Raw genomic sequence first — 26554 nt, 5'->3', positions numbered from 1 at the left:
ATGGATAATTAAACAAAAATTGGAATTGGCAATCTATTATTTTTTTTTGATAGAATGGTTTCTTCCGGAAAGAATCAAAAACCTAGCCAAGGATTTATACAGCTGTAGGACAGATTGTTAGGTTTTATGTATACACTTTGTATATACAGACTTGGGCACTGTATACAGATTGTGATTGAGAGTTATGCAGGCTTTCCGAAAAAGTTTAGGAAATTTAAATTGACAAAAAAGCAAGTTGATAAACCTTCGATAATCTAGATGAAAATTGAAGGCTTGCCAATATTTCAACAACAAGAAAGATTATGAGTCCAAAAGCACAAGCTGTATTGAGTTATCTGGGGATATTATGGTTAATCGCCTATTTTGCTGGTAAGAATAATAGGGATCAATTCAGTGTTTACCATCTACGCCAAGGTTTAGGCTTGATCATTTCTTCTTTTATTTTCGTGATTATCTTGGCTATTTTAATGGCTGTAGCTCCTTCCATTGCCTTTATTTTCAACCTATTCAGCTTGCTAATTTTTATTTTGATGATAGTTGGCATTCTTCATGCTATTAATAATGTTGAAAAGCCACTTCCATTCATTGGAGATTATTTTAAGGATAAATTCTCCTTTATTGAAAACAATAAATTGAATTAATATGAGTGCAATTATTCATTGGTCTTTATTATTTTTGGGATTGATCCTGTTAGGGTTTTCGATATCCCTTTATCTAAAGACAAAGAAAATGTTGGCTAAGGGTGTTTACGGAAATGCGGTGGTGACAGAGAACAAATTAGTGCGTTCTACAGACGAAAAGGGATCCTCGATGATGTATCAACCGGTCATGGAGATTAAATCGGGAAACCAAACCTTTTCCTATAGTCCTAACTTCCGTTCCAATCCACCGCAATACAAGGTAGGCGAAAAGGTTCCTGTGGTCTTTGAGGCTGCAAACCCGCAGTCCGCACGTATTGTTTCTTTTTGGGGCTTGCATCTAGGCAGTCTGATCCTGATGGTTTTTGCACTGCCGATGCTAACAATTGGAGGCGGCTATGTGTTATTCAAATATGGTATCATTTAAACCCTAAATTATGTCTGAACAATGTTCATTATATATCAAAGTACAGGTATCCAAAGAGACTCTTGATGCTTTTCTCAAAGCAAGGCCTATTGCAAGTACAATAAATAGCAATTGGTTGGAATGGTGGGATTCCCGCGCGATGCATTCCAAGATGGAACTGAAAAATATTCCGGCTTATATCGTCCCTACCAATGGGGACATTCTTGAGGATATCTTAGAGGACAAGTATATTGTTGCCAAACAAGCCTATAAAGATGGTTATTGGTATCTGATGGGCCTGCAATTTTCGGAAAACTACACGGAGATCTTGCCGATGGTCTCATGGATCAAGGACTTGGCGGCACACTTGGAGCCCGAAGCGACAGGAGTTGCCTTTATTTATGATTATCTATGGGGCGACAAAACCGTCATGGCCCATATTGAAATCTCGGAAAAATTAGGCAAATTGAGCCGTATAAGCCGAACTACGGAGATCAATAAGGATATACTTGAGGAGGCGAATGAAATGTTCGAGAATTTAATAAACAGTTTAGAAGATAGAGATTAAGAGAAATGAATGAAGTAAAAATTTTCTTTATTATCATTGGCACCTTTTTTATGCGTGAGCAACCGAGCTTGGTTGCGGAAAAGGCTGTTATTAGCGTAGATCCTATAAAAAAGCAGGTCGTAATCGTTCAAAAGAACCTGATATCCACCGTTGAAGAGCAATCTGTTGCTAAAACAGAGGAGTTCCAAAAACTCAAGAACAAGGAGTTACATTGGGTAAATGACCTTAACGTCTTTAAAAATAAGGAAGTTAGTATTCAGGAAAATGGCAATTCCGTATCATTGACGGTTTCATTTACCTATGATAAACCTGAGGACCTCAGCATCATCAATATCGATTACAGTGAATCGAAATTTTCTACTTTCATCGACGAGAAAATAAAAGGCCTAACTGGTGATTTCCAAATTGAAGAACCCTATTTGGTTTTTAAAGGGAATACTCCATTCTCCTTTGAAGTCAGTATTTATGACGAGTGGTTAGAATCCGATACGCCTCCATTACAGTTTAATAAGGAATTTCTTGGCCAGCCTTTGGTCATGAAGAAATCTGATGCCGTAAAAGGCAAAACCTTGACACAGACTGCCACAGCATCGGTCTATGGAACTACTCCTAATTATATCGATAATGGGTTAAATCTATTTTTTGCAGAAGATCAGGATTTTGTCCTGGTAAATGAGGAAACTGAAGTAGAGGTTAGCTATTTTGACAATAATACTTTATTGATCCCTATCACAGAAGCTAATGCAGCTGTTAAAGGGTTAAATAAAGGGGATAATTATTTTGTCTTTAATCTGGACGAGATGAATAATAATCTGACATTATTTCCTTCGGATAAGGCGGGTAATATATTGAAGGATAAAAAACCGCTATACTTTAGCACAATGCCTAAAGAATAAAACATATAAGGTCCAAGGCTACGCTTTGGACCAATTTTGAATTCTGAAATTATAAGGAATAATATCTTAAGTATTAAGACCTGGAAAGTTGCATTCCAGACTTTAAGATAGAATTGATCTTGACAAGCTTTAATACCGCTGGGATGATTACTAAGATCGAAGTAGCCACCAATACAGCAAGCATTAAGGTTTTGTCTTGTTTAACAAAAAGCCCAACAGTAGTAATTAACAAAATCATTGCCATCACTCCTCCACAAATAATTGCGCAAGTAAGTTTACGTTGTAAGTTCAAATTTTTGATAGCCTCACTCATTTTCTTGTTGCTTCCCATAATGCCCAATATTAATTAAGTATCCTAAACCTGATTACTGATAGTTAGATCAAAAAATGTTTTTCGTTTTGTAGCTACAAGTTTACAAAATTTATAAATTAAAAATGCAACAAAAACACAAAATTGTTTGAACAACAGTTGTTTAGGTAAATAATTAACAGTGAGTGCGTTATAAATTATCTATTAATTAAGGAAACGGCAGGTCACTTAACTTCTTTGGCTAAAATATCCCCATAAGAAGCTGTATGATAGGAAAATCCAGAAAACAATAGCTACAATATGGATGATGGTCTCCAGCTTTTTCCCCTTCCAGAGGATGCTGGGATAGATAAAAAATTGAAAAAACAACCTGATTAACCAGAAAACACCTAAACCTAGGCATAGTTTCCTTCCTAGTTCCGTTTGTAACAAATCCTGAGAAGAAGTTACGCAGAGCAAGCCCATTAAAAAAACTGTAAGAGCGATAAAAAAGGTATGCACCTTCATCATCGATCGATTGATCTGTTGTAAAGGCGCTAAATCTTCCTTCCAGCCGAAGTATTTTGGAAAGATCACATGGACACAGGCTAAGACCATTAATAAGTACCCAATAATCTTAATTTGGAGTTCCATTTGGTTTAAGTTTAAATGTGGACACAAATTTCGTTGTTTTAAGCTCTTCTAAAACCTCCAATCCGGCAGCCATAAAACAGGTATTCCAAGTGCTTTTTGGATAAAAGTGCATAAAGCCAATATTATAGGCAATGAAATTAGGGAAATCTCTTAAATGTTCCATAATTATGATTTCACCCCTTGGATCACAAACCCTGGCCAACTCTTTAAGAAAGGCAATCCTTTCATTCTGGTCCCTTATCTCATGAACTGAAAAAATACAGATTACCTTATCAAAGGATGACGATTCAAAAGGAAGCAAATTTGTTTGCACGATTTTGGTATCTAGGCTGGCAGGATAGGCCTTTCTGGCTCGTTTTATGGAAACCTCGGTGTGATGCAAGGGATTATAGAAATCAGCCTTCTGAAGCTGTACTAGAGTGAATCTATGGCTGATAATCTCACTGGTCTCATCAAAACCAGCGCTGATATTTAACACCTTCAAGCCATTTAGATCACCTAGCTGCTTTAATTCATATAAGCCTGATCGGTCGTAAACATAATAAGAAACCAATAATGAGATCAAAACCTGGACTGAGGCCAACTGGATAGCAAGATAAATAACAAGCTGCATAAATCCACTTCTATAGATTCCCCAAATCAGTAAAATCAACGCTGCAATAAATAAGATCAGGTATTGATGCCAGTTAAATCGTACAATATTCCAAACGCCCTGAAACCTTGATCTTTTTAGCATGGGTCAACCACTCCTTTCTTCCAATAATAAGGCACTCCCCGAATTTCAAAGGCATTGGAGAGTTGAATACTATTGAAATTAAAGCTATCTATGAAGTCAAAATTGACAGTCCTCAGTTCTATCGCTTCGGCAGTCCAGTTTTCCCGCACGCCCTCTATAATCAAAACTTTATTATTGGCTTGATCTACCTCGAATGTAAAGGGCAGAGGCCCCACAAATCGACGAGCTTCTTTCCATGAGGGAAATACGGAGTTCTTAGGAAGTCTCATCTCGCCTTCCGATTGTCTTGAATACAGAAGATTAAATTTTGATTGCTTGGACTTTATTTCAACTTGATGGCCGTCTGTTTTTTGTGCAATATCCGTAGTGGTATAAGCGTAACGGGTAAAGATATTACCCAAGAATTCCATTTTCAGTTTATTGGTTTCAGACTTGAGGATATAGAGACCCCGCAAGTTTTTGCCGGTAGAGGTCTGATATCTTACAAAGATCCTGTAGCCAATCAAGAAGAAATCATTCCCGAATATTCTTGGAAGACCCTTCGGTCGAAGGTCCTTAGTATCCACCATCGCAATCGTTAAAAAACCCCATTTATCATCAAATAGATCTAGTTTCAATGGCTTAGGAACATATCTTTCCAGTTCCTCTCTAGCAACAGCAAAGGTCAAGATCGTTGAGCTCTCGAAGTAAGCTTCAACAGCAAAGGGGTGATTTTGCAGGTTAAGCAATTCGGTTCCTCCTTTCTAAACGAGGTTCCAGGACAAAACCTTGGTAGTAAACCAGAGCCGCCAAACATAACGCAAAAATAATATTTAGCCTGCCCCAGAGTAATAAATGTGGTGCTAGGATAATCTCCAAAATATTCATGGTTACAATCAAAAGAATCTGGGTTATTGCACTCAGTCGGCTAAATTTCCTTGAAATTATCCAAATAGCCATCAACATTTCACCCACTCCGATAGCAATTGTCAAAGATTTAGCATAGGTCTCCCCCAAGATCTCAGCAACGATCTGCTGATGTCTAGGAACAAGGTTCAATATTTTGCAGAATAGTCCATTAACCAACCAAATCAAGGAAAAGAAAAGGATCAATAAACGATTTAAAACTCTAGCTCTCTCCATGTATTACTCTTTGGGACTTATCAATTAAATGCGAAACAGTAAAATAAAAATAACATAATTTATCCTCTTGACCTATACACATTATATCTACTACTGTTTCTGATACCATTTTTACTGATTGATTGCTTAGGATGAACTAAATCATCCTAGGATTGTTATTTTCGAATAGAAAAACATCAAGGCTATGCAGGACATCTTAAACTTTGACCACATCAGCGAATACAACGCTTTTAACAATAACAAAACCCTACATCCATTGGTCAGCGTAGTTGACCTGGATAAGGCGGATGTTAGGACATTACGAAAAATGAGGTATGACTTTTATTTGGTATTCCTGAAAAAGATCAAATGTGGAGACCTACGTTATGGTTTGGAAAACTACGATTATGAGGAAGGTACCTTGATTTTTATATCACCTGGCCAAGTCATTGGAGAGAATGGAACTGAGGTCTATAAACCCCAGGGGCATGCCCTCGCCTTTCATCCTGACCTGTTGAACGGCACTAACCTAGCCAAGCGAATGAAAGAATACCATTTCTTTTCTTATGCTGTGAATGAAGCCCTGCACTTATCCGAAAAGGAAAGAAATATCATCTTGGATTGTTTTTCAAAAATTGAATACGAATTGGATCAGAATATGGACAAGCATAGCAAGCAACTAATCGTGTCCAATATCGAATTGTTCTTAAATTACTGCGAGCGATTCTATGATCGGCAATTTATCACAAGGGAGCATGTCAACAAAGGGATCTTGCATCGTTTTGAAGATCTTCTGGATGAGTACTTCCATTCCGACAAGCCAAATCTCTTAGGCATGCCTTCTGTAGCCTATTGCGCTGATCAATTACATCTATCCGCAAATTATTTCGGGGATCTAATCAAAAAAGAAACAGGCAAATCTCCACAAGAATACATTCATCAGAAATTGATCAAGGAAGCAAAGGAGCTACTATTTGATCGAAATAAGAGCATCAATGAGATTGCTTACGATCTAGGCTTTAAGTACCCTCAGCACTTCTCACGGTTTTTCAAGAATGCTGTTGGGAATAGCCCCAATGAATTCAGGACCATAAATAGCAACTAAACACTGTATAAAACAAAGATGCCCGATATACTCGGGCATCTTTGTTATGTTAATTAGCCGTTAAAGCTACTGCGTTCAATTGTCTAGGGGTACCATCCGGTCCTACGGCGATAATATTATCAAATATAACGCGTGATCCCGGTGTGATGCCATTCAATGCTGATTTCATGGCAGAACTCAGTTTCCCTCCTGAAGTGGAAAGAACAATAGCATCTGCACGCGGCTTCGCGATGATCAGTGAGAACTTCGTTACTCTAAACGAGGCATCAAAATCAAAGTTATCCAGCTTAGCGAAAATAGCATTTTGAGCTTTGATGGCAACGGTTGCCATTGCACCACCGGTTTTACCGGCAAACTGTGCAATTGGATCAGGAATCCTTTTCACCCGGAATTCCGTTGTACTCAAGGTCTGTGTTTTTCCAGGAGCTACCTCGGCAGAAACCGAGATCCTTGCCGTTCCCGGCGAGCTCACTTTCACGTTATATTTCCCGCCTGAACCGCTGATGCTACCACCAGACATACTTACTTTGATCTTGTTGGTTGGTGTACCCGGAGCCGACACTGAAATAGGGTTGGTTACTCCGATATAAAGTACATTCATCTTATCTGGCGATACCACCGCTGAAGGTCTTGCTACCTGATAAGTTTGCTGAGGAGTGCGATATTCCTTGATCGACCCGTCAGTCTGCTTCACCTTGACCACACCCGACCAGGTAAAGATACCCTCATGGTTGGTTGGAACACGGTAAACACCTTTTCCATCTACTACCTCCAGATTATTTCCGTTTACCGAAATCGCTGGTTGTGATTTAGAATCCGAAGCCGTCAAGAAGACCTCCGCTGAATAAGGTTGACCTTGAACAAGGTATGAAGTTGGAGCCACAGCAACGGCAGCGAACTTATCCAAATTCACTACGGCTTGGTCCATTTTACCTAAGATCAGTTTCACCATATCCGACTCTGCGTTTTGTGCATCTGTTTGGATCTTTGTCAAAATGGTCATGGCTGCTGTCAAAGGCGTACCACTTCCGAAATTGATTTCCTCCCATTTACGCTTGCCATTTACCGCTTTCTCAGGGTCATTGGCCTCCAAAGAGAAAGAAACAGATTTCTGTTCTTCAGGAGTCAATAGGGCCAATAGCTTAGAACGGGTGCTATTGATCTTCTCTTTCAGTTCCTCCCCTTTTTTCTGGTTTATCATCAAACTAGGGGCGATATCTTCGTTTTCGCGCATTTTCAGGTCGCCGGTTTTCTCATCATAACCGCCACCTTGTTTTACGAACTCCTCTTTGATTCCGTTGATGTACTGGTTTAAGTCGTTTATAATTGCCTGTGCATTCTTAGCCTTGTCGTATATAGGTTTTGCCCTTCCGGGTTCATCCTTCAATTTGGTGCTTTCAAATGCAGTGAACAATTGCTGGACAGAGTTATTTACGTTGGATTTCGAGGTCTCCAAACTATTATTGATATTCTTAAAGGCATCCAATATTGAATCGGGTACATTTAATGCGAGCAAGGCAAGTAACACGAGATAAAGAATGTTTATCATCCGTTGCCTTGGCGTCTCTCTTCCTAATGCCATATTTCTTTTTTAAAATTTTACTTGGATGAATTACACTCGAGGCTGGTTCATAGCGCTCAACATATTGCCATACACGGCATTCAATGCGTTGAGGTTTTTCGCTAATTTGTTTACCTCGTCTTTGAAAGCTTTGGAATCGTCCAAAGATTCATTGAAGTTTTTCATTGTAAAACTTAAATTCTCATAGAAATGGTTCATCGACTGCAAGTGAGAAGACGAATCGCGAAGTTCTTTTTCATACATGCTATTCAACTGGCGCAAGTTGGAAGTCAAGTTCTGAACCTGCTCATGGTAACCTGTTGTATCTGTATTTGAGTTGGCCATAGCCACTAGGTTCGCAGAAGCTTTCTCGAAAGCCAAGCCCAAACTGTCAAACTTGCTGGTCGCTGATCTCAGTTTTTGAGTAAACTCATCGGTCGCCAAGGAAACATCACTGATCCTGTTGATGGCGGATACCTTTTCACCAAAATCTCTCAATCCTCTTCCCAGGTTTTCGATGGTAGCCGGTTCAATATTAGCATCAGCAAACATTTTATCCAATGCAGCTGTTGCCGAAGGACTTTGCGGCGCATTGACTACCTGCGCTGAACGTACTGGCAGCTCACCTTGATATTTTTCATCCAATTCAGGATATACTCTGGACCAATCTGGTTCTTGAGGCGGCGGATTGAAACCCATCAAGAAGAATAGGATGGCTTCAACGGTCAGACCTAATCCGATCATGTAATTAGCCCATGAACCCCCTAAGTGAAGGATTTTAAATAAAACACCGATAATTACGATACTTGCTCCCCAAGAAATGGCAACATGTAGCCATCTTGAATTGTCTTTCTTTCTACTCATAATATAAATTTTGCTAGCCCTCTATTTTTGGGATATTTATTGGATTCTAAAATTGACTTTCTTCGTTATAACTTCCTTCTTCCGTAGAAGAGCCCTCTTCCGTACTACCTTCTTCCGTCCCACTCTCAGTTTCTTGATTGCTCTGCTCACTTTGTTTCAACAATTCCTCCAACTGCTGTTCACTTTGTTGCTGTTGTTGGTTTTGTCGCTGTTGGTGCTGTTGCTCCATCAATTCCTTTTGTCGCTTCTGCTCTTCTTCAATCTTCAGGTCCTGTTCATGACCTTCTAGATTTTCAGCTTTCACGCCTTTAGGCGTAGTCCACAGTTTCTTTTTATAAGCATCAAGTTTATCCTCAAGTACCTGGGAGTTATCCGTCTGTAAACTGTCTGTTCCAGCAAAGGTTGCTTGTTGCAACATACCCGGAGACGATTCACGGACAATCTTGCTGGCAAACTTACGCTGCACAAACAGGTCGTCCATGGTCATATCATAGAGGCCACGGTCTGGATCCGAAATATCCACTTTCACCAAGCTATATCGCAATTGCGGAAAATACAACCAGAATGCAGGAGTAGAACCCACCGAAGTCGCCAATTCAGAAGAAGTGGTGATATCCATCAAAGGCGCAACACCAATGATCCTAGTCTCCAAACGCCCTCTCTGCTTATCAAAAAAGATATCTTCCTTGATCCTGAACTTAGTGACACGTTCTGGGTTGAATTCATTTAGAGTCATCCTTGAATCAATCTGGTTACCCTCATCATCAAAGATTGGAACCAATACCGAGTCAGCAAATCGAGCCATACCTTCACTTGCCGAAAGCTTTCCTTTGAAAGAATCATCCTCAGGGTTATAAGGCGTCAACTTCCCTGTTTCAATACCTTTCATGATCACTTCCATCAAGGAGTTTCCAGGAACAGCATAGATAAAATTGCGCTCATCTTTAAGATCGATATCACGCCAAACCCTTTTGTAGAACCTGATATTCTTCAGGTTTACCTCCGGATAGGCAAAAGGAACGGCATCTTCCAAGTTATTCACTTGGTAAAAACCATCTGTTGTCGGTATCGTGTCAGACAGAACCTCGCCCTGTGGAACTTGCATCGTAGAATCGTCCCGCATTTGGATAACTGTCTGGTTAATTACGGTGCTATCGGGTATCGTATCGATACTTTGTGCCATTATTGGAGTTATTCCAAACGCCATGGCCACTACCATCATCCAATTTTTCATTTTAATAATCTTTAAATCGTTCACAGATTGCTGTTAATATTTACGGGTCTTACTCTGTACAGTTGGCAACTCGAATGCCGACATCACACATCTAAACCCTATATATGAATGTGGTTCATAATCCACTGAATAGTTTCTGGTTTCACTGTTCAACTGTTCACCATTATCTTTCCATGATCCACCACGAACAACTTTTCTTTTCAAGGCATCGGCATCATTTTCATCTGCATCATAAAGCAATACAGGATTCAAGTCATTCACGAATGCCACCGCCGAAGGAGAATAAGCATCTAAAGTCCATTCTGATACATTACCCGCCATGTTGTACACACCGAATTTATTTGGCGTATACGATTTTACCGGCAAGGTAAATGTGGCACCATCCCTGGAATAAGTACCTTCCCCTTGTTTATAGTTCACTGCTAATTTTTCTTTCCCATCATCACCATCAATGGTCAACTTCGTACCCGAAATCGTGTCTCGAGGATCAATCTTTCCTTCCGCAGCATATTGCCATTGCGCTTCCGTAGGAAGGCTAAAGGTCAATTGGTAGCCGCTCAGATAGGAGTTTTTCATCAAATTTGCCATCATTTCCTTACCTCTCCAATCCGAATAACCACGCGCCTGTCTCCATGAAACACCGACTACTGGATAAAAATCAAAGGATTGGTGGTTGAAATAATTGGCATCTAGGGAGGTTAATTGGGCATTTGGAAAGTCTCTAGACCAAATGTCTTCTGCTGGGACAACCGACACCGTATCGGTCACGTATTCTTTTTTCAGGTTTCCTTTAGTCTTCAAAAAGGAGAAACGATATTTGACCACTTCCGGATTTAAAGCCCTGGTTGAACCCTTCATTTCCAACATCGGAGCGATACGCTCTGCAATCGTAGGATCTGAACTCATCCAAATAGGTGAAATGCTCCTTACCTTTTTCCAGTTGATTCGCTTCCCTTCACCGCTTTCACTTGCCACATCCAAGAAATACTGGTCATCCTGCAAGTAGTCCGTAACCGCGATAGAATCTGCTACCCAGTTTACGAATTGGCGATATTGTTTGTTGGTTACCTCGGTCTCATCGATAAAGAAAGCACTCAAACTGACGTTCTTACCCACATTTCCACTGTCCAAAGACCCTTTGAACAAAATGGTTCCCGAAGGGATATACACCATTCCCGGAGGAGCTGGCAATTTTCCGCCACGGAATGCAGATACTTTAGGTGCCTTATAAAAATTATTTGAAGAGTTACAGCCTGCAATAGCAAAAACAAGCAATAAGCATGCTGCAGTATATATTCGATTTAGGAATACTCTATTCATACTTTCCATTGTTTAATTTTATAGTATTTGATAATGATTGATTTAGGATCCCTTATTTTCTTTGAAACAAGGCGTATTTAACCCCTAAAGAGATATAGCTATAGTGATCTTGTTTACTATTGATCACACCATCCAAATTATCCTTGGTCGTGATCGTATGCTGATAGTTTAAGTTGATTGCCCATTGTGGACCGTACAAACCTCTACCAATCGGGAAATCAACACCAAGATTGACTGGAACTACAAATTGGAAACCATCTAGGTCTTGGGAAATTTCACCGCCTTGTGCTACGACAGCACTTTCATAGTTAGGAGCAATGCTGTTTTTGATGTTATTCTTGATCACTCCGGCACCTGCACCTAAATAGATATTTGCAAGTATTTTATGGAAAGGATCTGATTGGAGATTATAATAGCTATAATTATCCGGTAGGTTCATAAATTGACCAATCCTGACCTTTGCATTTGCGTTAAAAGCATAGTAGTCATTCTTAAATGTGCTGGCATAACCATTTCCACTTAAAGCACCTTTTTCTGCATGAATACCGGCCGAAATAAAGGGAGTGATCAACCCATCTACATCAATATGCCCCGCTAAATTGGTCTCGACGTTCGCCAAGTCGGTCAAATTGATCGTAGGTCCTGCTCCAATACCAACACTAAGCGGACGAGAAAATTGTGCTTGCGCTGATTTAAAACCACAAACTGCAAATAATAGTAAAGAAAAAATAGTTTTTTTCATGTTAAGAATTCTTGTTAGCAATACAATACATTATTATTTAGACGAATTTTGAGGCCCTTTATTGTAAGTTCAATAAAATTATAGGCTCAAAATTATTAAGTCGTAAAATTTTACCAGCATTTCTTGTCACAAGAATCTTACCAAAAGATGTTAAACGAAAATGGCAACAACAGGATCTGAGCAAAATTTTCTTTTCAGAAAAATGCAAAAAACCGCATTATAAGTATAGCTAGACATCATTTTGGAACATATACGTTTAAACATATATTGGTTCAAAATTATTTTCCTTTTTTTATTTGAGACAATAATCCAAAGCAAGAATTAGCCTGAACAAATTTTATTTGTTCAAACTTGTACCGCATGTTTTCTTGATAATCGGCAAATAAAAAATTGAAAGAGCACTAGTCTAAGCTTGGGTATATTTATTCACCGATCACTCTAATATTTTAGAATATTTACTATGGATATTTTTATAGCTATTGGATATATTTTTACCGTATCTCAACAAAAAAAGAGGTGCCCATTTGGACACCTCTTTGCATTATTTATTATTAACTATTATTGACTGTTCTTAGTAACCTGGGTTTTGAACAAGTACGCCGTAAGACAAGTCCATCTGAGACTGAGGTACAGGCATCAAATACAATTTATTGTCCCAAATACGTTCTTGCGCCAATGAATTTTTCAGGTTATAGATATTCTTCATCACATCAGGTGCAGTTTTCCAACGGCGGATATCCAAATAACGAACTCCTTCCAATGCCAACTCAACCTTTCTTTCCTGACGGATTGCATTTCTAAGGGCTTCCTTACTTCCATACTTCGTACGGTCAAGCTTAGGCATTCCAGCACGCTCACGGATCTGATCAATAGCCGCATAAACGGTTGCATCTGGTCCAGTTGCTTCATTCTTAGCCTCTGCATAGTTCAAGAGCACTTCAGCGTAACGAATCAGGATCACATTGCTATGGTTGTCTAGGTTATCTCTATTCGCCTTCGTATCGACCATTTTCCTGAAGTTATAGCCTGTCTTAGACATATTGCTCGCTCCATCTACCCAAGAGAACTTGTATCCACCATCGATGGTCAAAGCATTCCAAGGCGCTGTTTCAAAAAGAATGGAAGCATAGAAACGTGGATCTCTATTTTTGTATTCCTGTAGGAAAGCAGTCTTGTCTTTATCGGCATAACGTTGCGCACGCTCTTGATTGCTCGGTACTGCAACGGCTTCACCCGTCTTGAAGTTTTGGTAGCTATTCACCAATTCTTGAGTCGGAGTAAGTGAACTCCATCCTCCAACACCACCTTCTAACAAATAGGTATTTAAGTAGTTAGGCTGTGCTTGTTGGATATACTGTCTTTCCAGGATAACTTCTGAATTTCCTTCGTTTGCCTGATGGAAAATCCCCTCATAACTACGAAGTGCCAATCTAAATTTCTTTTGTTCATCAGCATTAGCGAAATCGACCAACTTACTGTAATCGTCTTTTTGATCAATCTCAGACTCTTGGGAAGTCTTGAACAATTGATAACCCAGACCCATTACTTCCTGAGCAGCTGCAGCCGCTTCTGCATACTTAGCTTCATTCAAGAGAATCCTTGATTTCAAAGCCAAGACTGCACCTTTAGTGATTCTGCCTTTTTCATTGTTCTTTCCGCCAGCATAAGAATTTGGAAGAATATTGGCAACCTCATCCAATTCCTTTAGCACAAAAGAAATCACCTCATCTTTGGAAGCTCTAGGCACGTTCAATTCCTCTTCTGTAAATCCCAAAACCTTAGTGATCAAAGGCACTCCACCAAACTTACTAGCCATGTTGAAATAGCGATAAGCACGCAAAAAGCGAACTTCTGCTTTATAACGATTCTTTAAAGCTTCGTCCATGGTCGCCTTGTCCACATTCTCCAGGAAATAATTGCTCTTACGAACGATCTCATAATTCCATCCGGCATTCAAGGCCGTACTTACGATTCCTGAAGATACCGAAGTTGCCGTGCTCTCCCATGGGTATTGGGCATGTGCGATGTCGGATGCTCCATCCTCGTAAATGATGCCATCACCTGGCAATGTTGCATATATTCCATTTACCGCTAGGTAAACATCATTTTCAGTTTTCCAAAAGGTCTCCTCCGAAACGGAATTCAATGGAATCCTATCCAAGAATTCATCCTTACAGGATGTTAGTGTAAGGGCTGCAAATAGACCGATATATATAAATCTTTTCATTGTTCTAATAATTGTTGCTGGTTAAAAATTAGCATTCAAACCGATAGAGAAAGTTTTCACGCCTAAGAAGCTTGCTCTTCCTGAACCTGTTTCTGGATCATAATCGGATAATCTCTTATCTGCCATGAACGTAAATGGATTATTTGAGGACGCAAACAACCTTAGGTTAGACATTTTTGCCTTTTCGATCAATTTCTTGTCGAAAGTATATCCTAATGTAATGGCACGGATCCTGAAATAATTTCCACTGAATAACCAGAAATCAGAAGTAATGTAGTTTTGTTGAGCATCACCAGTTAAGGTAATGCGAGGGAATGGCGCATTTGCCGAATTGTTCTCCTCTGTCCAACCTTGTAACCATTCTTTTTTGATGTTACCACCGTTAAAGAAAGGATGTGCAGCCTCTTGCTCAAAGTATGTTTTCACGCCTCCAACACCATAAGTAAGGACGTTCAGGTCAAAACCTTTGTAAGATGCGTTTACCGCAAAACCATAGTTGAACCAAGGCACATCATTACCTAGGATCGTTCTGTCTTTTGGATCCAAAACGCCATCACCATTCACGTCTACATATTTGATATCACCGATCTTGGAGTTACCAGCGATACTTTTTTGGCTCGGGTGGTTGTCGATCTCTTCTTGGGAAGTGAATAGACCATCTGATTTATATCCGTAGTAATCACCAACTGATCCACCAACACGGTTAATGTAATAACCACTCACGATCTCATCTCTACCTGTACCTAGGTTGATGATCTCATTATTGATCTTAGAGATATTTCCGGAGATTGAATATTTAAATTCTTCACCAACTTGTCCATTGTAAGTAGCAATCACCTCGATACCTTTGTTCTTGGTTTCACCTTGGTTAAAGTAAGCTGCTGTTCCCCATCCTGAAGTAGCCAAGAAAGTAGGCTGCAACAAGATTCCTTTTGTATTCTTGATATAATATTCAGCAGTTAAGTTCACTTTACCATTGAATAAAGTCGCATCCAAACCTACGTTTGATTGGTACACTTTTTCCCATAGCGCCCCCCTGTTTACTGCAGCAGTCTGTAAGGCACCATCAACTGGAACACCTTCAAAACTATATAGCGAGCTGATACTGATCAAATTGAAGTAGTTACCGATTGCAACCGCATCTTGGTTACCCAATGAACCCCATGAACCTCTTAATTTCAAGGCATCAATCCAGTTCACGTTTTGCATAAACTGCTCCTTATCAATACTCCATCCTGCTGATAGGGATGGGAAGAATGCTCTGCGAACCTCAGGCGCAAAGCGAGAAGAATAATCTATACGAGCGTTCGCTTCGAAAAGGTATTTCTCTTGATAGTTATAGTTGAAACGACCAAAGAAAGAACGGATTGACCATTCATCCTGAATCGTTCTATTCGCTAGTCCAGTTCCATCGCTACTTACATCTGTTTGTGCAGAAGAACCATTGATAATGGTTTCTAGATCATTGTTTACAAAGTTTTTACGACCTAAGAAAGCCTCTCTGTATACATTAGACTCTTGCGTCACACCGGCAGTAATCTTACCATAGTGATCATCAAAACGTCTTTCGTAATTAGCCAATGCCTGAAGCAATAACTCCTCACGTTTACCCCAGTATTCCTTCAATTCATTGATAGGAACTGCCGTTGATGGTAAAGGCTTTTGCGTCAAGAAATCTGTTAATGGATTTAATCGATTGATGAAATCCCAACTATTGGTATTGGTATATTTCAAGGAAACCAATCCGTCCAATGAGAAACCTTCAAAAGGAGTCAAAGAGGCATTACCTGCCAATTGCAAGTAATTATCTCTGTTTCTTCCCTGTCCAGCTTCACGGATATTTCTCAATTGGTTGTTCTTTGCGATCGTCGCATTGGTTACTCCATTGGAAATGGTACCGTATTCACCATTCGACTGCTGCATAACTGTCATAGGCAATGCTCTTCCCATCTCAACCCAACTGATTTCACCACCTTGACGGTCGTAATCTTGTTTTAAGAAGGAAATGTTCGTCCCAACTTTCAACAAGTTTTCGATCACATCACTCTGTGTATTCAACTTGATGTTGATACGGTCCTGTTTCATACCGGGCACGATGGAGTTTTGATCGAAATAATTTAAACCTAAATAGTAATTAGCCAATTTTCCAGGCGCATTAATATTTAAGTTCACATCCCTCTGTGGAGCAGATTGATCGATGATTTCATCAAACCAATTGGTATTCGGGTACATGTCTTTATCAGAACCAGATCTGTACTTTTCGATGATATCATCGGTAAAGATGGTTTGTTTACCGGCATTTTTCATGGCGCGGTTATACAATTCGATATATTCCAATGAGTTCGCAAAGTTCGGCAGGAAGGTTGTGCTTTGCCAACCTTGGTTTGCGGAGAAACCGATGATGGCACGGTCGCCGCCACCACGTTTTGTATTGACCAAGATGACCCCGTTAGCCGCTCTAGAACCGTAAAGAGAAGCCGAAGCTGCATCTTTCAATACCGACATGCTGCTAATATCCGCTGGGCTGATTGCTGCAAATTCTGCTCCTGTAGCAGGAATCCCATCGATGATATACATCGGTCCTGGTGTACCTAGGTTGGAACGTCCGCGGACAGTTAAGGTCGCATTGTTTCCTTTTTTAGGTGCCATTGGTCTACTGATTACCGTAATTCCTGGAGAGACCCCTTGCAAAGCGTTTTGCAATGAAGTCACTGGTCGCTCTGCCAATTGCTTTGGCGTAACCGAAGCCACCGAACCTGTTAAGTTCACTTTCTTCTGGGTACCAAAAGCAACTACGACAACCTCGTCAATATCTTGGTTGGATGAGCTTAATTGAACATTGATGCTATTGGAATCCACCACTTTTTCTTGGGTAGCATAGCCAATAGCTGAAAAGACTAAAGTTTCTCCTAAAGGTACTTGGATCGAAAACTGTCCATTTTCATCCGTTGAAGTCGCAACTCGGGAATTGTTCTTCAGACTTACAGTCGCTCCAGCGAGTGGTCCATTTTCATCTGAAACCGTTCCTCTTACAGTTTCTTGATTTTGAGCAAACAAAGGGCTTACGTCAAACTTAGGCGTTGTGGCAAATCCATAATTCGGCATGGTAATTCCGAGTATAAGGGCTGAAGCTAAGTAGTAAGATTTGTTTACTAATGATTGCTTAGTAAACCTTTTTTTCATTATTAACAGTTATTATTATAAAGTTTAGATTGGTTTAAAATAATTATTAAATTAATGTTGCTAAAATATTAAGCTAACTCAAACGTTTGCGTATTTTGCGCAATCGGTTGTTTTATTAACGAAAATCATTTAATTTAAAACTAAATAACATTTCAACTCGCAACCACCAAACTTATAACTAACTATAAGTCAACAAAAATCTATCACAATACTGTGTAAACTGTATTTTCAGAGGGATGAATAATGAATTTGCTAAAACAGAAATGCAATAAAAAGTAAATCAGCTTATTTTTTAGGAAAATCAGCTCCATAATTTGGACTTCATTTGCACCTCATTCGAGACATATTCCGAAAACACCAGAATGGTCCAAAAAAGAACTTGAACCATCCCCGAAGGATTCTCGAATAAGTCTCGAATATGCCTCGAATGAAACCCCTATTTTTTAGTCTAAAAACACAGGGAAATCTTGCGTTTTTATTACTTCTTTTTGAAGATTAATTCCTTCAAGGAATTCTCGTTCTTAAAGTTATCATCGACCCAGGTCGGCTTCAATTTAAACTGAGTTCCAGAGACAATGGTCAGCGTACCTTTCATAATGGAATTTCCCTTAAAGAACAATTCCATGTTACCTGAATTTGAACTCTGCCCTGTGTATTTCCACGAGCCTAAGGTCTTGATGGTTTCGCCGTCAACAGGTCTCCATGAAGGGGTTGTTCCGCCTGATCCAAGATAGGTAACCGGATAAAAATTAATGGAACCATTTGAATTCAGTTCATAGACTTGGCTGATCATCTTGAAATTTCCATCCTGCGCCGCAACAGCTTCCCACTTACCTACTAATGGTTTATATACATCTTCGGGCTTCTGCATATTGGAATATTTGCGGCCGCGATCGAAACCAAATTGCTCTTTAACGGAACCATTGGGGTTGTACACCGTAAAGTCTCCGTCCAGTTCGCCTATAGAATAAGCTCCTTGAGCTAGAGGTTTATCATTGGATGCCCATAATGCCTTTCCATGGAACATATAGGTATTGGTGTTTTCAAGCTCGGAAACATTTACCGCAAAATGCAATTGATTATTATCGATTCGGTAATATTCATAAAAGAAAAGCAGGACTGGCGTTCCTTTGAAATACTTGCGATCTTCCCAGTAATTTCCGGTCTCATCATCATTAGGAACGATATCCCGGCCTAATAAATCCCTTTTCAAATAGTAGACCGCTTTGCTCTTTTCAACCTGCCTCAGGTTTTTATCGACGTATACCTTATCCTCCGTCTTTACATATTCGCCGAAGGTGGCGAAACTCGTATCAAAACCTAACTTCAAGTCTGGTTGGACTTGATTTTCAGGGTTTGCATTCGAGTCTTTGGAGCAAGACATCAGTTGGAGCAGCATTGGCAAAATCAGGAGTACCCAAAATTTGGGCCGTGTAACTTTTAAAGCTTTCATATCAGTGCGATTATTGTACCCATGATTGGTTACAAGAATGAAATTAGTCCTTTCTCTGATTTTATTAAGCATGTAAAGGGCTCAATATCTGACACATTTATATAATTTGCTTAGGCTTTTTCGATATATTAAACAGGCAAAAAAGAGAAAAGCGAGCATGAAGCTCGCTTTCCAACCATCTATATAATAACTAACAAACCAGCTATTCTCTGATAAAATATTAAGGTCTTACCGGTCTTTCCGCAGTGTATCCCGTTCCTCCTTTTATCCATTTTGCAGACTCTCCGGTTAACCAAAGATAATGATCGGTAGGCAGGTCGTTTTCAATCCCGACAAACCTGTATTTATCTCCATTCAATGGCGTATCCTGTTCTCTTGCCGATTTAAAAATGGCTGTACCTTCGTCGATTTCATCAAACATGGCCACATACAGGGACATGGCTCCTGCTGAAATCGCATTGGACATCTGCTTCCAGATGAAATCGCCTTTCAGTCTTGGGATTTGATAATAGAGCTCTGGATTTTTCTGCAGGTTCCCCCAACTAAAGCCTGGGAAAACCAATGGCACATAATCGACCTTGTTTTGCGCAGCCCACTGCATATCTTCGCGCACGATATTAGGGTTGAAATCTTCCATTTTGTAACGACCTACCGCCCATGGCATAATAATATCTGCCTTTTTGATCAATGCATGCAATGCAGGGTCGGCTTCGGTGTCTCGGTCCAGCGTACGCCAGTAATATGGGATCCCCAACATGATGGAAACTTTCTTCTCTCCAGCTTTCAGTTTATCTACTAGCTTATCTACATCTTGGACCGTATACCGACGATCATCACTAAAGCCGACGCCCCAAAGGGTCATCAGAGGTTTTCCATTATGCCACAGGTAAGTTGGATTAGCCTCCTTATCATAAAGCTTGTGGGTCTCAACCAGTTCTTTCCAGTCTTGTTCCAATGCGGCAAAGTCTTCAGGCCCTGATCCGCTCAGATCGTACATGATGCTAATTGCACGGTCATACTTCTTAGCCGCTTTCAATGCGCTGGTCAAGACCTTGTTGAAATGAGCTTTTCCAGAAGGATTACTCGGTTTCACCTCGCCCAAGAAGCGCTGCATGTGCACCCCATCGATGCCATAATCCTTCATCCACTTGAAATGGAGATCAATGGTTTCTTCATCATTGGAACTGAAAAGGTAGGCATCAGAACCATCGGCAAACTTGAAAGGGGATTTGTACTTCTTGGTATATTCGGTCATGTCTGGCCAAAAATCCACTTTGGTCACTCCGGGTTCAAACACATTGTTGTCGCCTTGGTAATGGTACCAACCTCTATTGGCTCCATCACCTTCGGCATTGAACCAGCCTTGGTAGCCAGCCATCACCAATCCTTCATACTTTGGGTACAATAAACCCGAAGTGTCGTAGCCATCTGTAGAGTCTATGGGATTAGATGCCTCTGGCTCTTCTTTCTCCTGATTGGTCGTTGTCTTTGAACAGGCGCTCAGCATCCCGATTACTAGGGCGAGCAGAAACAGGTTAAATGTTTTCATATTAAATGTCATAGCATGTATCTTTTATTGATTAGCAAATAGTTTTATATCTCATCGGGTTCTAAGGAACCTTGATCACCACTACATCAGAATAGTTGAATTTCTCAAAAGTATCGCGAACCTTTGCTCCCATACGGAAGTAATAGGTGTATCCGGATTTCAAAGGTATATCATTGATGGCATAGGTTTCTTTACCAATACCAGTAGCCATATTACCGATTTCTTCCCAGTTTTTATTGATCAAAATCCTAAATTCATCTTTGTAATAGGCTTCAATACGGTTCCCGGCACCGCAATATGGGGTCAAGCTCAAGAATGGGCGGACCTCAATCACTTGTGGCAAACCTTGGGGAATAGGTGCTTCCAAGGTACAGGAAACATCAATTTTATTCCCTTCCTTCAGCACCCATTTTGCATTTTTTATCTTAAGGTAAGGGGTCACTTGGAAATCTTGGGTCCCCGATCCGCTTAATTTGAAATCTGTAACAATATCTGCTGGCCAAAATGCCCCTGCATAAGGTTGCATGGAATAGGTAGCAGAAAACAGTTTATTGTTGATAAAGGATCCATCTTGCTTTACAGCAAGGTCCTGAGGTGCCGGATTCTCACCATAACTGGTTTCCAAAAGGCGGATCGCAAATTCCCCAGGTCCTGTCAAAAAGGGCTCACCGGTCGTTTTATCCAAAACCTTACCCGAAATAGTGGCATTGGGCGCTTCAAAATTATCGATATCTGCACAGGAACTCAGCCAAAGGACAGGGAGCACCGTGAATAGTAAGAATATCTTTTTCATTGTCATTCTCATTAGGTTAATAAATAGGATTCTGAGGATATAAATTTGGATTCTTGTTCAGCTCTCCACCCGGAAGAGGCTCGTAATACCATTTCTTCTCAAAATTGAAGGTCTTGTTCCAAGGTTCCCTTTCCTTGATAAAGATGTAGGAGTTGATGCGTTCACCATTTGGTTTGTATTTCAACTCATCCAAGACCAAGTATGGCATCAGGGAATTAGGAACAAAGTTGTTCAGTTCGACATCGGCGATCCTCCATCTTTTGATATCCCACCAGTGATGGTTTTCAAAGCATAGCTCTCTTTCTCTTTCCTCGCGGATAAACTTTAGGTTGCCATCCAACGGATAACCATATTTAGTGATGTTGGCAGCTGTAGGGTTGTATGCGTAAGGTTTAGCACCAGCGCGATCACGAATCTTGGCGATATAGGTAAAGGCTTCGGCTTTCAAGGCGTCATTAGACTTCAACAAGCCTAATTCATAGGCTGCTTCTGCCTTGTTCAGCATAATTTCTGCCAAGCGGATGACCTTCCATGGCTGCGTACTGCTATAAAATTTCACTTCTTTGGTAGACATCTTATAGTTGATGTATTTACGGACATAGAAACCTGTACGGCTATTATTGGCATGTCCGTCTTTCCACATACCATGCTCTCCAGTTACCGAAACCTTGGTTCCCTTATAGGTATATTGCGTATTTTTTGGTCCGGCCAAGATTCTATTGGCTTCACTATTGATAGGAGCTGAATTGGAACCCATCTGCGCATCGCTAGCTTTACCCGGAAAAGAAACATAAAGCCCGCGCTGCATATCAAAGCTTCGCTTTTCAGCACCTTCACGTAATTCCATTCCAGAGAAATAAACGGTTCCGCGAAGACGAGGTTCAGCATCGGCATACAGTTCCCTGCGATCCGTATAACGGATCGGAGTTCCAGTAGCGTCATTCAATGGCAATTCGCCAAACAGTTCAACGATATTGTAAACCGGGTAGGCCATGGATTCAGCATCACTGGAAAAGGTTGGGTTAGGGAGCAAAGTAGCATCATAACTATGTTTCAAGCGGGTGCCATAAGGCGCTGTAATATTATATTGCTTGATCAGGATATCTTCAGGACTGTTATCATCGATAAACACATCCACATAGTTCATTTCTTTGTCTTCTGGTTTCTTGTTGTATAAAGAATACGGCCCATTAATCACCACTGTCGCCGCGTCATAAGCTTTTTGATAGAACCATTCGGCTTCCTGTCTTGGGATACCGACAAAGCCTTTGCTAACCGCATCGCCCTGTAAATTGGAGTAGAAACCATATTTGGCAACGCTCGCCGCGTATAACATCGCACGGGACAATAATGCCGCTGCCACATACTTATTCGCCCTTCCTTTTTCAGAAGTACTAGACATGTTATCTACAGCAAATTGTAGATCTTCTTGGATGAACTTATATACATCTGCTTCCTTATTTCTCGGTACTAATAGGGTTTCCTTTTCCGCTTGCGGATCTTGGACTTCTTTTACGATCGGTACCCCGCCATAGCGCTTTACCAAGGCAAAGTAAAAGAATGCACGTAGGAAGTGAGCTTCGCCTAGGATATTATTATATCCATCTTCAGAGAAGTTCTCTTTGTAGGTAGGCAAGCCGGCAATAAATCCATTGACGTTCCGTATACGGTCATAAGGCCAATAGCCGAAACCCTGGGCACCAGCAACGCCCCAGAACTGTCCGGTCATCTCTCCAGATACAGCGGCCAAGATATCGGAATTCACCCAATAATTGTCCCATCGGAAACCTCTTTCTGGATGGTAAACAAAGTCTTCAATTGGAAGGTGGCTATAAATACCGGAAACAAATTTCCTTGCGCCATCTTCATTTCCGTATAAGGCTTTCTCGTCCAAAACGCCTAGAGGTTCAAGGTCCATCTTACGACAGGAACCTACTAAAACCAGCAGCAGGACAGCCAATATTTTTGATAATGTAGTTTTCATAATGTCAATTAAACTTAGAATTTAATGGATGCACCAATGTTATAGGTCTTGTTCAATGGGTATTTGTAGGTATCCACCATGTGTGATGATGAACCTCCTTCTGACCCAGGGTGTTCAGGATCGGAATATTTCATCCCTGTCCAAGTCATCAAATTATAACCACTAACATATAACCTGAAGCTCTTCACTTTGATAGATTCCAACCATTCTTTCGGGAAGGTATAGCCTAGCTCCAAGGTTTTCAACCTGAGGTAGGAAGCATCTTGAATAGCACGGGTACCCTCAGCCATAGGCGATCCAGTAGATGGATAATAGCCTGATATCCATTGGGTATTCGGATTAAACAGATCCGCATTTGGATCTACCGGTCTCCAACGGTCCAAGAACTGTGTCAATGCTCCTCCTTGGAACTGCAATGGTGCGGCAAGTACTTCTGTATATCGAGTATAGACCTTATTCGCTCCTTGGAAGTTCATCGCTAGGTCCACACCTCGCCATGATGCACCGATATTGAAACCGTAATTGATCAACGGCATGTTGAAAGTCGCGATCGGGTGGTCATCATTTCCATTGACAAAACCATCGCCATTCCAATCTTTGTAATAGTAATCGCCGGGCAAGGTTCCACTACCGATCTGTGTTGGGTGGTTATAGATCTGTTCGTACGAGCCAAATTGCCCTACATATTCATTACCCCACCAAATATCTTTGTAGCGGTCTGCATAGCGGTTTCTCCAGTGGTCATAAGAATTTCCAGCTGGGGATTCGATCCTGTTTTTAAATTGGCTTTTGGTCGTCGAAACCTGTGCATTCACAAAATAATTGAAGTCGTTGATTTGATTGCGGTGGGTCAAGGAAACCTCATATCCAAAGGTACGATCGCTTTCTAGGTTCTCCTGTGGCAGGTTTGCCCCTACAGTTCCCGGAATCAGGTCCAGACGGGTTGCCAATAGACCATCGCGATAGCGGTTGAAGTAATCGAAGGTCATGCCGAATAGGCCATTCCATAGATCCACATCGATACCCACATCGGCTGTCTTTGAGGTATACCAAGTCAGGTTCGGGTTAGGAATAGCAGTTGGCAAGGCACCACTAACGATATCTTGTCCAAAGATCCATCCTAGGTTATTCGGGTCTAATGCAAATCCAACAAAGGTGGATGGGTAATTGCCCGCAGAGCGGTCGTCCCCAAGGACACCATAGGAACCACGGATCTTTAAGTTGTTAACAAAGCTTAGGTTGTCCTTGATGAAGTTCTCTTCACTGATCCTCCAACCTACGGAAGCACCCGGGAAGAAGCCCCAGCGTTCATTTTTTGGGAATTTGGACGAGCCATCATAACGGAAACTGAATTCGGCTAGGTATTTACCTTTGTAATCATAGTTGAATTTACCAACAAAACCTCTAGCGGTCCGCTCGCCAATACCCTCCATATCTGCCAATTGGTTTTTAGCCTCACCAGCAAATAGGTATTCGGAGTTGACCTTGATCTCGCGTTGGGCGTAGAAACTATCCCATTTGTTGTATTCCTCAACGAATAATAGCAATCCGGAAACATTGTGCCCTAAACCAAAGGACTTGTTGTAGTTCAAGGAGAATTGCATCAAGGTGTGCGAATCCGGATAAGCCGAACGACGAACGGAAGATGGTGCATTTTTCTCATGGGCATCATAGCGCTCCGGAGTTACGATTTCGCCATTCGGACCTAATACCGGCGGAGTGTAGCTGTATAATGGGTAAGATTTCTTGAAATCGGTATTGTCTGAGTATTTGAAATCATAGTTGTAGGTTCCTTTGGCGATCAATCCATCTACATAGGGGATTTTATATTCCAAGGAAAGGATACCATTGAATTGTTTTCTCAAGAACTTCCTATATCCAGTCTGTGCAGCATCAGTAACAGAAACAGGATGCTCATTGTCGATCATGTCAAAGTTCGGGTACATCGGATTATTGTTCAGGAAGATCGGGATATCTGGTCTTTGTCGCCAAGCCTGCTTGTACACCGCCCACATATCCGTTCTTGGCTGGTTGGTTTCATCGGCATAACCACCTAGATCCAAAGAGGCTTTTAACCTTTCGGTGATCTTGACGTCCACATTGGAGCGGAAGTTATATCGATTGTAGTTTAAACTTCCGCTTTTGTAGGAGCCCATTTGGTCCATGTAGCCCAAGTTGAAAAAGTAATTTACCTTTTCAGAGCCTCCATTGACGGTCAGGTTATGTTGTTGTTGCGGGGAAGTCTTATCGAATGCTGCGTCTAGGAAGTTGGAAGACTGTTTAGTTCCGTCCTCATATTCTTTGATGCTGGCATCATCCCAAGTTGCTGGTAATTTATTTGGGTAGTTGTTATTGAAATTTCTCCATAATTCTTCATTCCGCAACCGTCTGAAGTCGGCTGCACCTACGGTATTAGGCACCTAGAGGAACTGTTGGAAACCACGGTTATAGGAATAGCCAATTTCAAAACCTTGATCAGAACTGGCTCCTCTGCGGGTAGTGACAAGTAAGACCCCATTTGCGGAGCGAACCCCGTAAACCGCAGCCGATGCATCTTTCAGAACCGATACACTTTCGATTTCGTTAGCATCCATTCGGGATAAATAATCTTTGTCTCTAGGTATTCCGTCCACCACGATCAAGGGCTCGCCCATTCCGCGGATATCGATATTGGATTCGAAGGCTCCAGGCTGTCCGGTCTGTTGGGTGATACGCACTCCGGGAAGCTTGCCCGTAAGCATGTTCACGACGTTTTCGTTTTTGGTAATCGTGATTTCTTTATTGGTCACTGAGGATACAGCTCCTGTTAGGGTCGCTTTCTTCTGTGTACCATATCCAACTACCACGACATCTTCCAAAGTGGTATTGTCGTTTGGTAATTCAATCTGGATGTTGGAATTGTTTTCGACCAGGACTTCCTGTCCTAGGTAACCCACATAAGAAATAACCAAGCGATCACCGGGAGATACGGCAATGGAAAACAATCCTTGCGAGTCGGTGGTGGTACTGATGCCGGTCTTGGTGTTTTTGATGGTTGCCCCAGCTAAAGGTTTTGAGTCGGTTGATTTTACTGTACCATTGACATTCCTTTGCTGCCCAAATACGGTGCCCAAGGATAAAGTCAAAACTGGTACTATCGCCAATCGCCAGGATAATTGTTTGAATCGCCTGCCCCAATAGGATGAGCAGGAATTGATGATTTTTAATCCCATAATTTAATTTGTTGAAAATTGGTAGTCACTCTTGATGTC

At 41.0% G+C, this 26554-nt stretch carries 23 protein-coding genes; 5 read left to right on the top strand and 18 right to left on the bottom strand.

What is annotated here, in order from left to right:
- The first annotated feature begins 302 nt into the window (after nucleotides 1–302).
- Genes ACK2WI_RS13020 through ACK2WI_RS13005 form a run of 4 tightly spaced genes read left to right on the top strand, consistent with a single transcriptional unit; the run spans nucleotide 303 to nucleotide 2508 of the window.
- A complete protein-coding gene (locus tag ACK2WI_RS13020) occupies nucleotides 303–641 on the top strand; it encodes a DUF4870 domain-containing protein (RefSeq protein ID WP_409151256.1) in 339 nt (112 codons plus the stop codon).
- Between the two features lies 1 nt (nucleotide 642).
- Nucleotides 643–1065 carry a DUF3592 domain-containing protein gene (locus ACK2WI_RS13015; RefSeq protein WP_312696055.1) on the top strand — a complete coding sequence of 141 codons (423 nt, stop codon included), beginning with the start codon at nucleotides 643–645 and terminating at the stop codon, nucleotides 1063–1065.
- A gap of 10 nt (nucleotides 1066–1075) precedes the next feature.
- Nucleotides 1076–1612 (top strand): hypothetical protein, encoded by a 537-nt coding sequence (locus ACK2WI_RS13010; protein ID WP_409151255.1) that lies wholly within the window; start codon nucleotides 1076–1078, stop codon nucleotides 1610–1612.
- A 5-nt stretch (nucleotides 1613–1617) separates the two neighbouring features.
- Nucleotides 1618–2508 carry a hypothetical protein gene (locus ACK2WI_RS13005; RefSeq protein WP_409151253.1) on the top strand — a complete coding sequence of 297 codons (891 nt, stop codon included), beginning with the start codon at nucleotides 1618–1620 and terminating at the stop codon, nucleotides 2506–2508.
- Between the two features lie 73 nt (nucleotides 2509–2581).
- On the opposite strand, the gene ACK2WI_RS13000 is transcribed toward ACK2WI_RS13005, so the two are convergent.
- The 5 genes from ACK2WI_RS13000 to ACK2WI_RS12980 form a co-directional block, all read right to left on the bottom strand.
- On the bottom strand, nucleotides 2582–2839 hold the full coding sequence (locus ACK2WI_RS13000; RefSeq protein WP_409151252.1) for a hypothetical protein: 258 nt from the start codon (nucleotides 2837–2839) through the stop codon (nucleotides 2582–2584).
- 207 nt (nucleotides 2840–3046) lie between these two features.
- Entirely contained in the window at nucleotides 3047–3451 is a 405-nt protein-coding gene (locus ACK2WI_RS12995; protein WP_409151251.1) for a hypothetical protein, read from the bottom strand.
- A complete protein-coding gene (locus ACK2WI_RS12990; RefSeq protein ID WP_409151250.1) occupies nucleotides 3435–4187 on the bottom strand; it encodes a class I SAM-dependent methyltransferase in 753 nt (250 codons plus the stop codon). The genes ACK2WI_RS12995 and ACK2WI_RS12990 overlap by 17 nt, the downstream gene beginning before the upstream one ends.
- Nucleotides 4181–4915 (bottom strand): DUF2071 domain-containing protein, encoded by a 735-nt coding sequence (locus ACK2WI_RS12985; protein ID WP_409151248.1) that lies wholly within the window; start codon nucleotides 4913–4915, stop codon nucleotides 4181–4183. Before ACK2WI_RS12985 ends, ACK2WI_RS12990 begins: the two co-directional genes overlap by 7 nt.
- Nucleotides 4908–5309, bottom strand: a complete 402-nt coding sequence (locus ACK2WI_RS12980) for a DoxX-like family protein (protein ID WP_409151247.1) — start codon at nucleotides 5307–5309, stop codon at nucleotides 4908–4910. The genes ACK2WI_RS12985 and ACK2WI_RS12980 overlap by 8 nt, the downstream gene beginning before the upstream one ends.
- A 184-nt stretch (nucleotides 5310–5493) precedes the next feature.
- On the opposite strand from ACK2WI_RS12980, the gene ACK2WI_RS12975 reads away from it, so the two are divergent.
- Entirely contained in the window at nucleotides 5494–6393 is a 900-nt protein-coding gene (locus ACK2WI_RS12975; protein ID WP_409151245.1) for a helix-turn-helix domain-containing protein, read from the top strand.
- Nucleotides 6394–6442: 49 nt separating this feature from the next.
- Here the strand turns inward: ACK2WI_RS12975 and gldM are convergent, their stop codons facing one another.
- The 13 genes from gldM to ACK2WI_RS12910 form a co-directional block, all read right to left on the bottom strand.
- Nucleotides 6443–7975 (bottom strand): gliding motility protein GldM, encoded by a 1533-nt coding sequence (gldM, locus tag ACK2WI_RS12970; RefSeq protein WP_409151243.1) that lies wholly within the window; start codon nucleotides 7973–7975, stop codon nucleotides 6443–6445.
- A gap of 30 nt (nucleotides 7976–8005) precedes the next feature.
- Complete coding sequence (gldL, locus tag ACK2WI_RS12965) at nucleotides 8006–8818, bottom strand: gliding motility protein GldL (protein ID WP_093100072.1); 813 nt, start codon at nucleotides 8816–8818, stop codon at nucleotides 8006–8008.
- A gap of 46 nt (nucleotides 8819–8864) precedes the next feature.
- Nucleotides 8865–10052 (bottom strand): gliding motility protein GldN, encoded by a 1188-nt coding sequence (gene gldN, locus ACK2WI_RS12960; protein ID WP_093100070.1) that lies wholly within the window; start codon nucleotides 10050–10052, stop codon nucleotides 8865–8867.
- Between the two features lie 33 nt (nucleotides 10053–10085).
- A complete protein-coding gene (locus ACK2WI_RS12955) occupies nucleotides 10086–11372 on the bottom strand; it encodes an SUMF1/EgtB/PvdO family nonheme iron enzyme (protein ID WP_157739325.1) in 1287 nt (428 codons plus the stop codon).
- Nucleotides 11373–11424: 52 nt separating this feature from the next.
- Nucleotides 11425–12114, bottom strand: a complete 690-nt coding sequence (locus ACK2WI_RS12950) for an outer membrane beta-barrel protein (RefSeq protein ID WP_093100066.1) — start codon at nucleotides 12112–12114, stop codon at nucleotides 11425–11427.
- A 571-nt stretch (nucleotides 12115–12685) separates the two neighbouring features.
- Nucleotides 12686–14341, bottom strand: coding sequence for a RagB/SusD family nutrient uptake outer membrane protein (locus ACK2WI_RS12945; protein WP_409151240.1), 1656 nt, complete (start codon nucleotides 14339–14341; stop codon nucleotides 12686–12688).
- 21 nt (nucleotides 14342–14362) lie between these two features.
- On the bottom strand, nucleotides 14363–17524 hold the full coding sequence (locus ACK2WI_RS12940; protein ID WP_093100062.1) for a TonB-dependent receptor: 3162 nt from the start codon (nucleotides 17522–17524) through the stop codon (nucleotides 14363–14365).
- A 478-nt stretch (nucleotides 17525–18002) separates the two neighbouring features.
- The gene (locus ACK2WI_RS12935; RefSeq protein ID WP_409151237.1) at nucleotides 18003–18977 is read right to left on the bottom strand and encodes a hypothetical protein; all 975 of its coding nucleotides are present in this window, start codon (nucleotides 18975–18977) and stop codon (nucleotides 18003–18005) included.
- A gap of 220 nt (nucleotides 18978–19197) precedes the next feature.
- Nucleotides 19198–20526 (bottom strand): glycoside hydrolase family 71/99-like protein, encoded by a 1329-nt coding sequence (locus tag ACK2WI_RS12930; protein ID WP_409151236.1) that lies wholly within the window; start codon nucleotides 20524–20526, stop codon nucleotides 19198–19200.
- Between the two features lie 61 nt (nucleotides 20527–20587).
- Nucleotides 20588–21319: a DUF3823 domain-containing protein gene (locus ACK2WI_RS12925; RefSeq protein ID WP_409151234.1), complete on the bottom strand. Its 732-nt coding sequence runs from the start codon at nucleotides 21317–21319 to the stop codon at nucleotides 20588–20590.
- Between the two features lie 16 nt (nucleotides 21320–21335).
- Nucleotides 21336–23303, bottom strand: coding sequence for a RagB/SusD family nutrient uptake outer membrane protein (locus ACK2WI_RS12920; RefSeq protein WP_409151232.1), 1968 nt, complete (start codon nucleotides 23301–23303; stop codon nucleotides 21336–21338).
- 14 nt (nucleotides 23304–23317) lie between these two features.
- Complete coding sequence (locus ACK2WI_RS12915) at nucleotides 23318–25723, bottom strand: SusC/RagA family TonB-linked outer membrane protein (RefSeq protein ID WP_409151230.1); 2406 nt, start codon at nucleotides 25721–25723, stop codon at nucleotides 23318–23320.
- Nucleotides 25724–26515, bottom strand: a complete 792-nt coding sequence (locus ACK2WI_RS12910; RefSeq protein WP_409151228.1) for a TonB-dependent receptor plug domain-containing protein — start codon at nucleotides 26513–26515, stop codon at nucleotides 25724–25726. It abuts the gene before it with no gap.
- Nucleotides 26516–26554: the final 39 nt, after the last annotated feature.

Source organism: Sphingobacterium sp. BS-2 (assembly GCF_046161205.1).
In the GTDB taxonomy this organism is placed as follows: Bacteria; Bacteroidota; Bacteroidia; order Sphingobacteriales; family Sphingobacteriaceae; genus Sphingobacterium; species Sphingobacterium mizutaii.
The sequence above is the reverse complement of the archived record's forward strand: the minus strand, read 5'-3'. Positions and strand labels throughout refer to the sequence as shown.

What these genes read in the sequence shown, in the direction of transcription:
- ACK2WI_RS13000 (WP_409151252.1), bottom strand. Translation starts at nt 2,839, where the DNA reads ATGGGAAGCAACAAGAAAATGAGTGAGGCTATCAAAAATTTGAACTTA.
- ACK2WI_RS12920 (WP_409151232.1), bottom strand. Translation starts at nt 23,303, where the DNA reads ATGAAAACTACATTATCAAAAATATTGGCTGTCCTGCTGCTGGTTTTA.
- ACK2WI_RS12945 (WP_409151240.1), bottom strand. Translation starts at nt 14,341, where the DNA reads ATGAAAAGATTTATATATATCGGTCTATTTGCAGCCCTTACACTAACA.
- ACK2WI_RS13020 (WP_409151256.1), top strand. Translation starts at nt 303, where the DNA reads ATGAGTCCAAAAGCACAAGCTGTATTGAGTTATCTGGGGATATTATGG.
- ACK2WI_RS12950 (WP_093100066.1), bottom strand. Translation starts at nt 12,114, where the DNA reads ATGAAAAAAACTATTTTTTCTTTACTATTATTTGCAGTTTGTGGTTTT.
- ACK2WI_RS13015 (WP_312696055.1), top strand. Translation starts at nt 643, where the DNA reads ATGAGTGCAATTATTCATTGGTCTTTATTATTTTTGGGATTGATCCTG.
- ACK2WI_RS12975 (WP_409151245.1), top strand. Translation starts at nt 5,494, where the DNA reads ATGCAGGACATCTTAAACTTTGACCACATCAGCGAATACAACGCTTTT.
- ACK2WI_RS12980 (WP_409151247.1), bottom strand. Translation starts at nt 5,309, where the DNA reads ATGGAGAGAGCTAGAGTTTTAAATCGTTTATTGATCCTTTTCTTTTCC.
- gldM (WP_409151243.1), bottom strand. Translation starts at nt 7,975, where the DNA reads ATGGCATTAGGAAGAGAGACGCCAAGGCAACGGATGATAAACATTCTT.
- ACK2WI_RS13010 (WP_409151255.1), top strand. Translation starts at nt 1,076, where the DNA reads ATGTCTGAACAATGTTCATTATATATCAAAGTACAGGTATCCAAAGAG.
- ACK2WI_RS12940 (WP_093100062.1), bottom strand. Translation starts at nt 17,524, where the DNA reads ATGAAAAAAAGGTTTACTAAGCAATCATTAGTAAACAAATCTTACTAC.
- ACK2WI_RS13005 (WP_409151253.1), top strand. Translation starts at nt 1,618, where the DNA reads ATGAATGAAGTAAAAATTTTCTTTATTATCATTGGCACCTTTTTTATG.
- ACK2WI_RS12910 (WP_409151228.1), bottom strand. Translation starts at nt 26,515, where the DNA reads ATGGGATTAAAAATCATCAATTCCTGCTCATCCTATTGGGGCAGGCGA.
- gldN (WP_093100070.1), bottom strand. Translation starts at nt 10,052, where the DNA reads ATGAAAAATTGGATGATGGTAGTGGCCATGGCGTTTGGAATAACTCCA.
- ACK2WI_RS12925 (WP_409151234.1), bottom strand. Translation starts at nt 21,319, where the DNA reads ATGAAAAAGATATTCTTACTATTCACGGTGCTCCCTGTCCTTTGGCTG.
- ACK2WI_RS12955 (WP_157739325.1), bottom strand. Translation starts at nt 11,372, where the DNA reads ATGAATAGAGTATTCCTAAATCGAATATATACTGCAGCATGCTTATTG.
- ACK2WI_RS12930 (WP_409151236.1), bottom strand. Translation starts at nt 20,526, where the DNA reads ATGAAAACATTTAACCTGTTTCTGCTCGCCCTAGTAATCGGGATGCTG.
- ACK2WI_RS12935 (WP_409151237.1), bottom strand. Translation starts at nt 18,977, where the DNA reads ATGAAAGCTTTAAAAGTTACACGGCCCAAATTTTGGGTACTCCTGATT.
- ACK2WI_RS12995 (WP_409151251.1), bottom strand. Translation starts at nt 3,451, where the DNA reads ATGGAACTCCAAATTAAGATTATTGGGTACTTATTAATGGTCTTAGCC.
- gldL (WP_093100072.1), bottom strand. Translation starts at nt 8,818, where the DNA reads ATGAGTAGAAAGAAAGACAATTCAAGATGGCTACATGTTGCCATTTCT.
- ACK2WI_RS12990 (WP_409151250.1), bottom strand. Translation starts at nt 4,187, where the DNA reads ATGCTAAAAAGATCAAGGTTTCAGGGCGTTTGGAATATTGTACGATTT.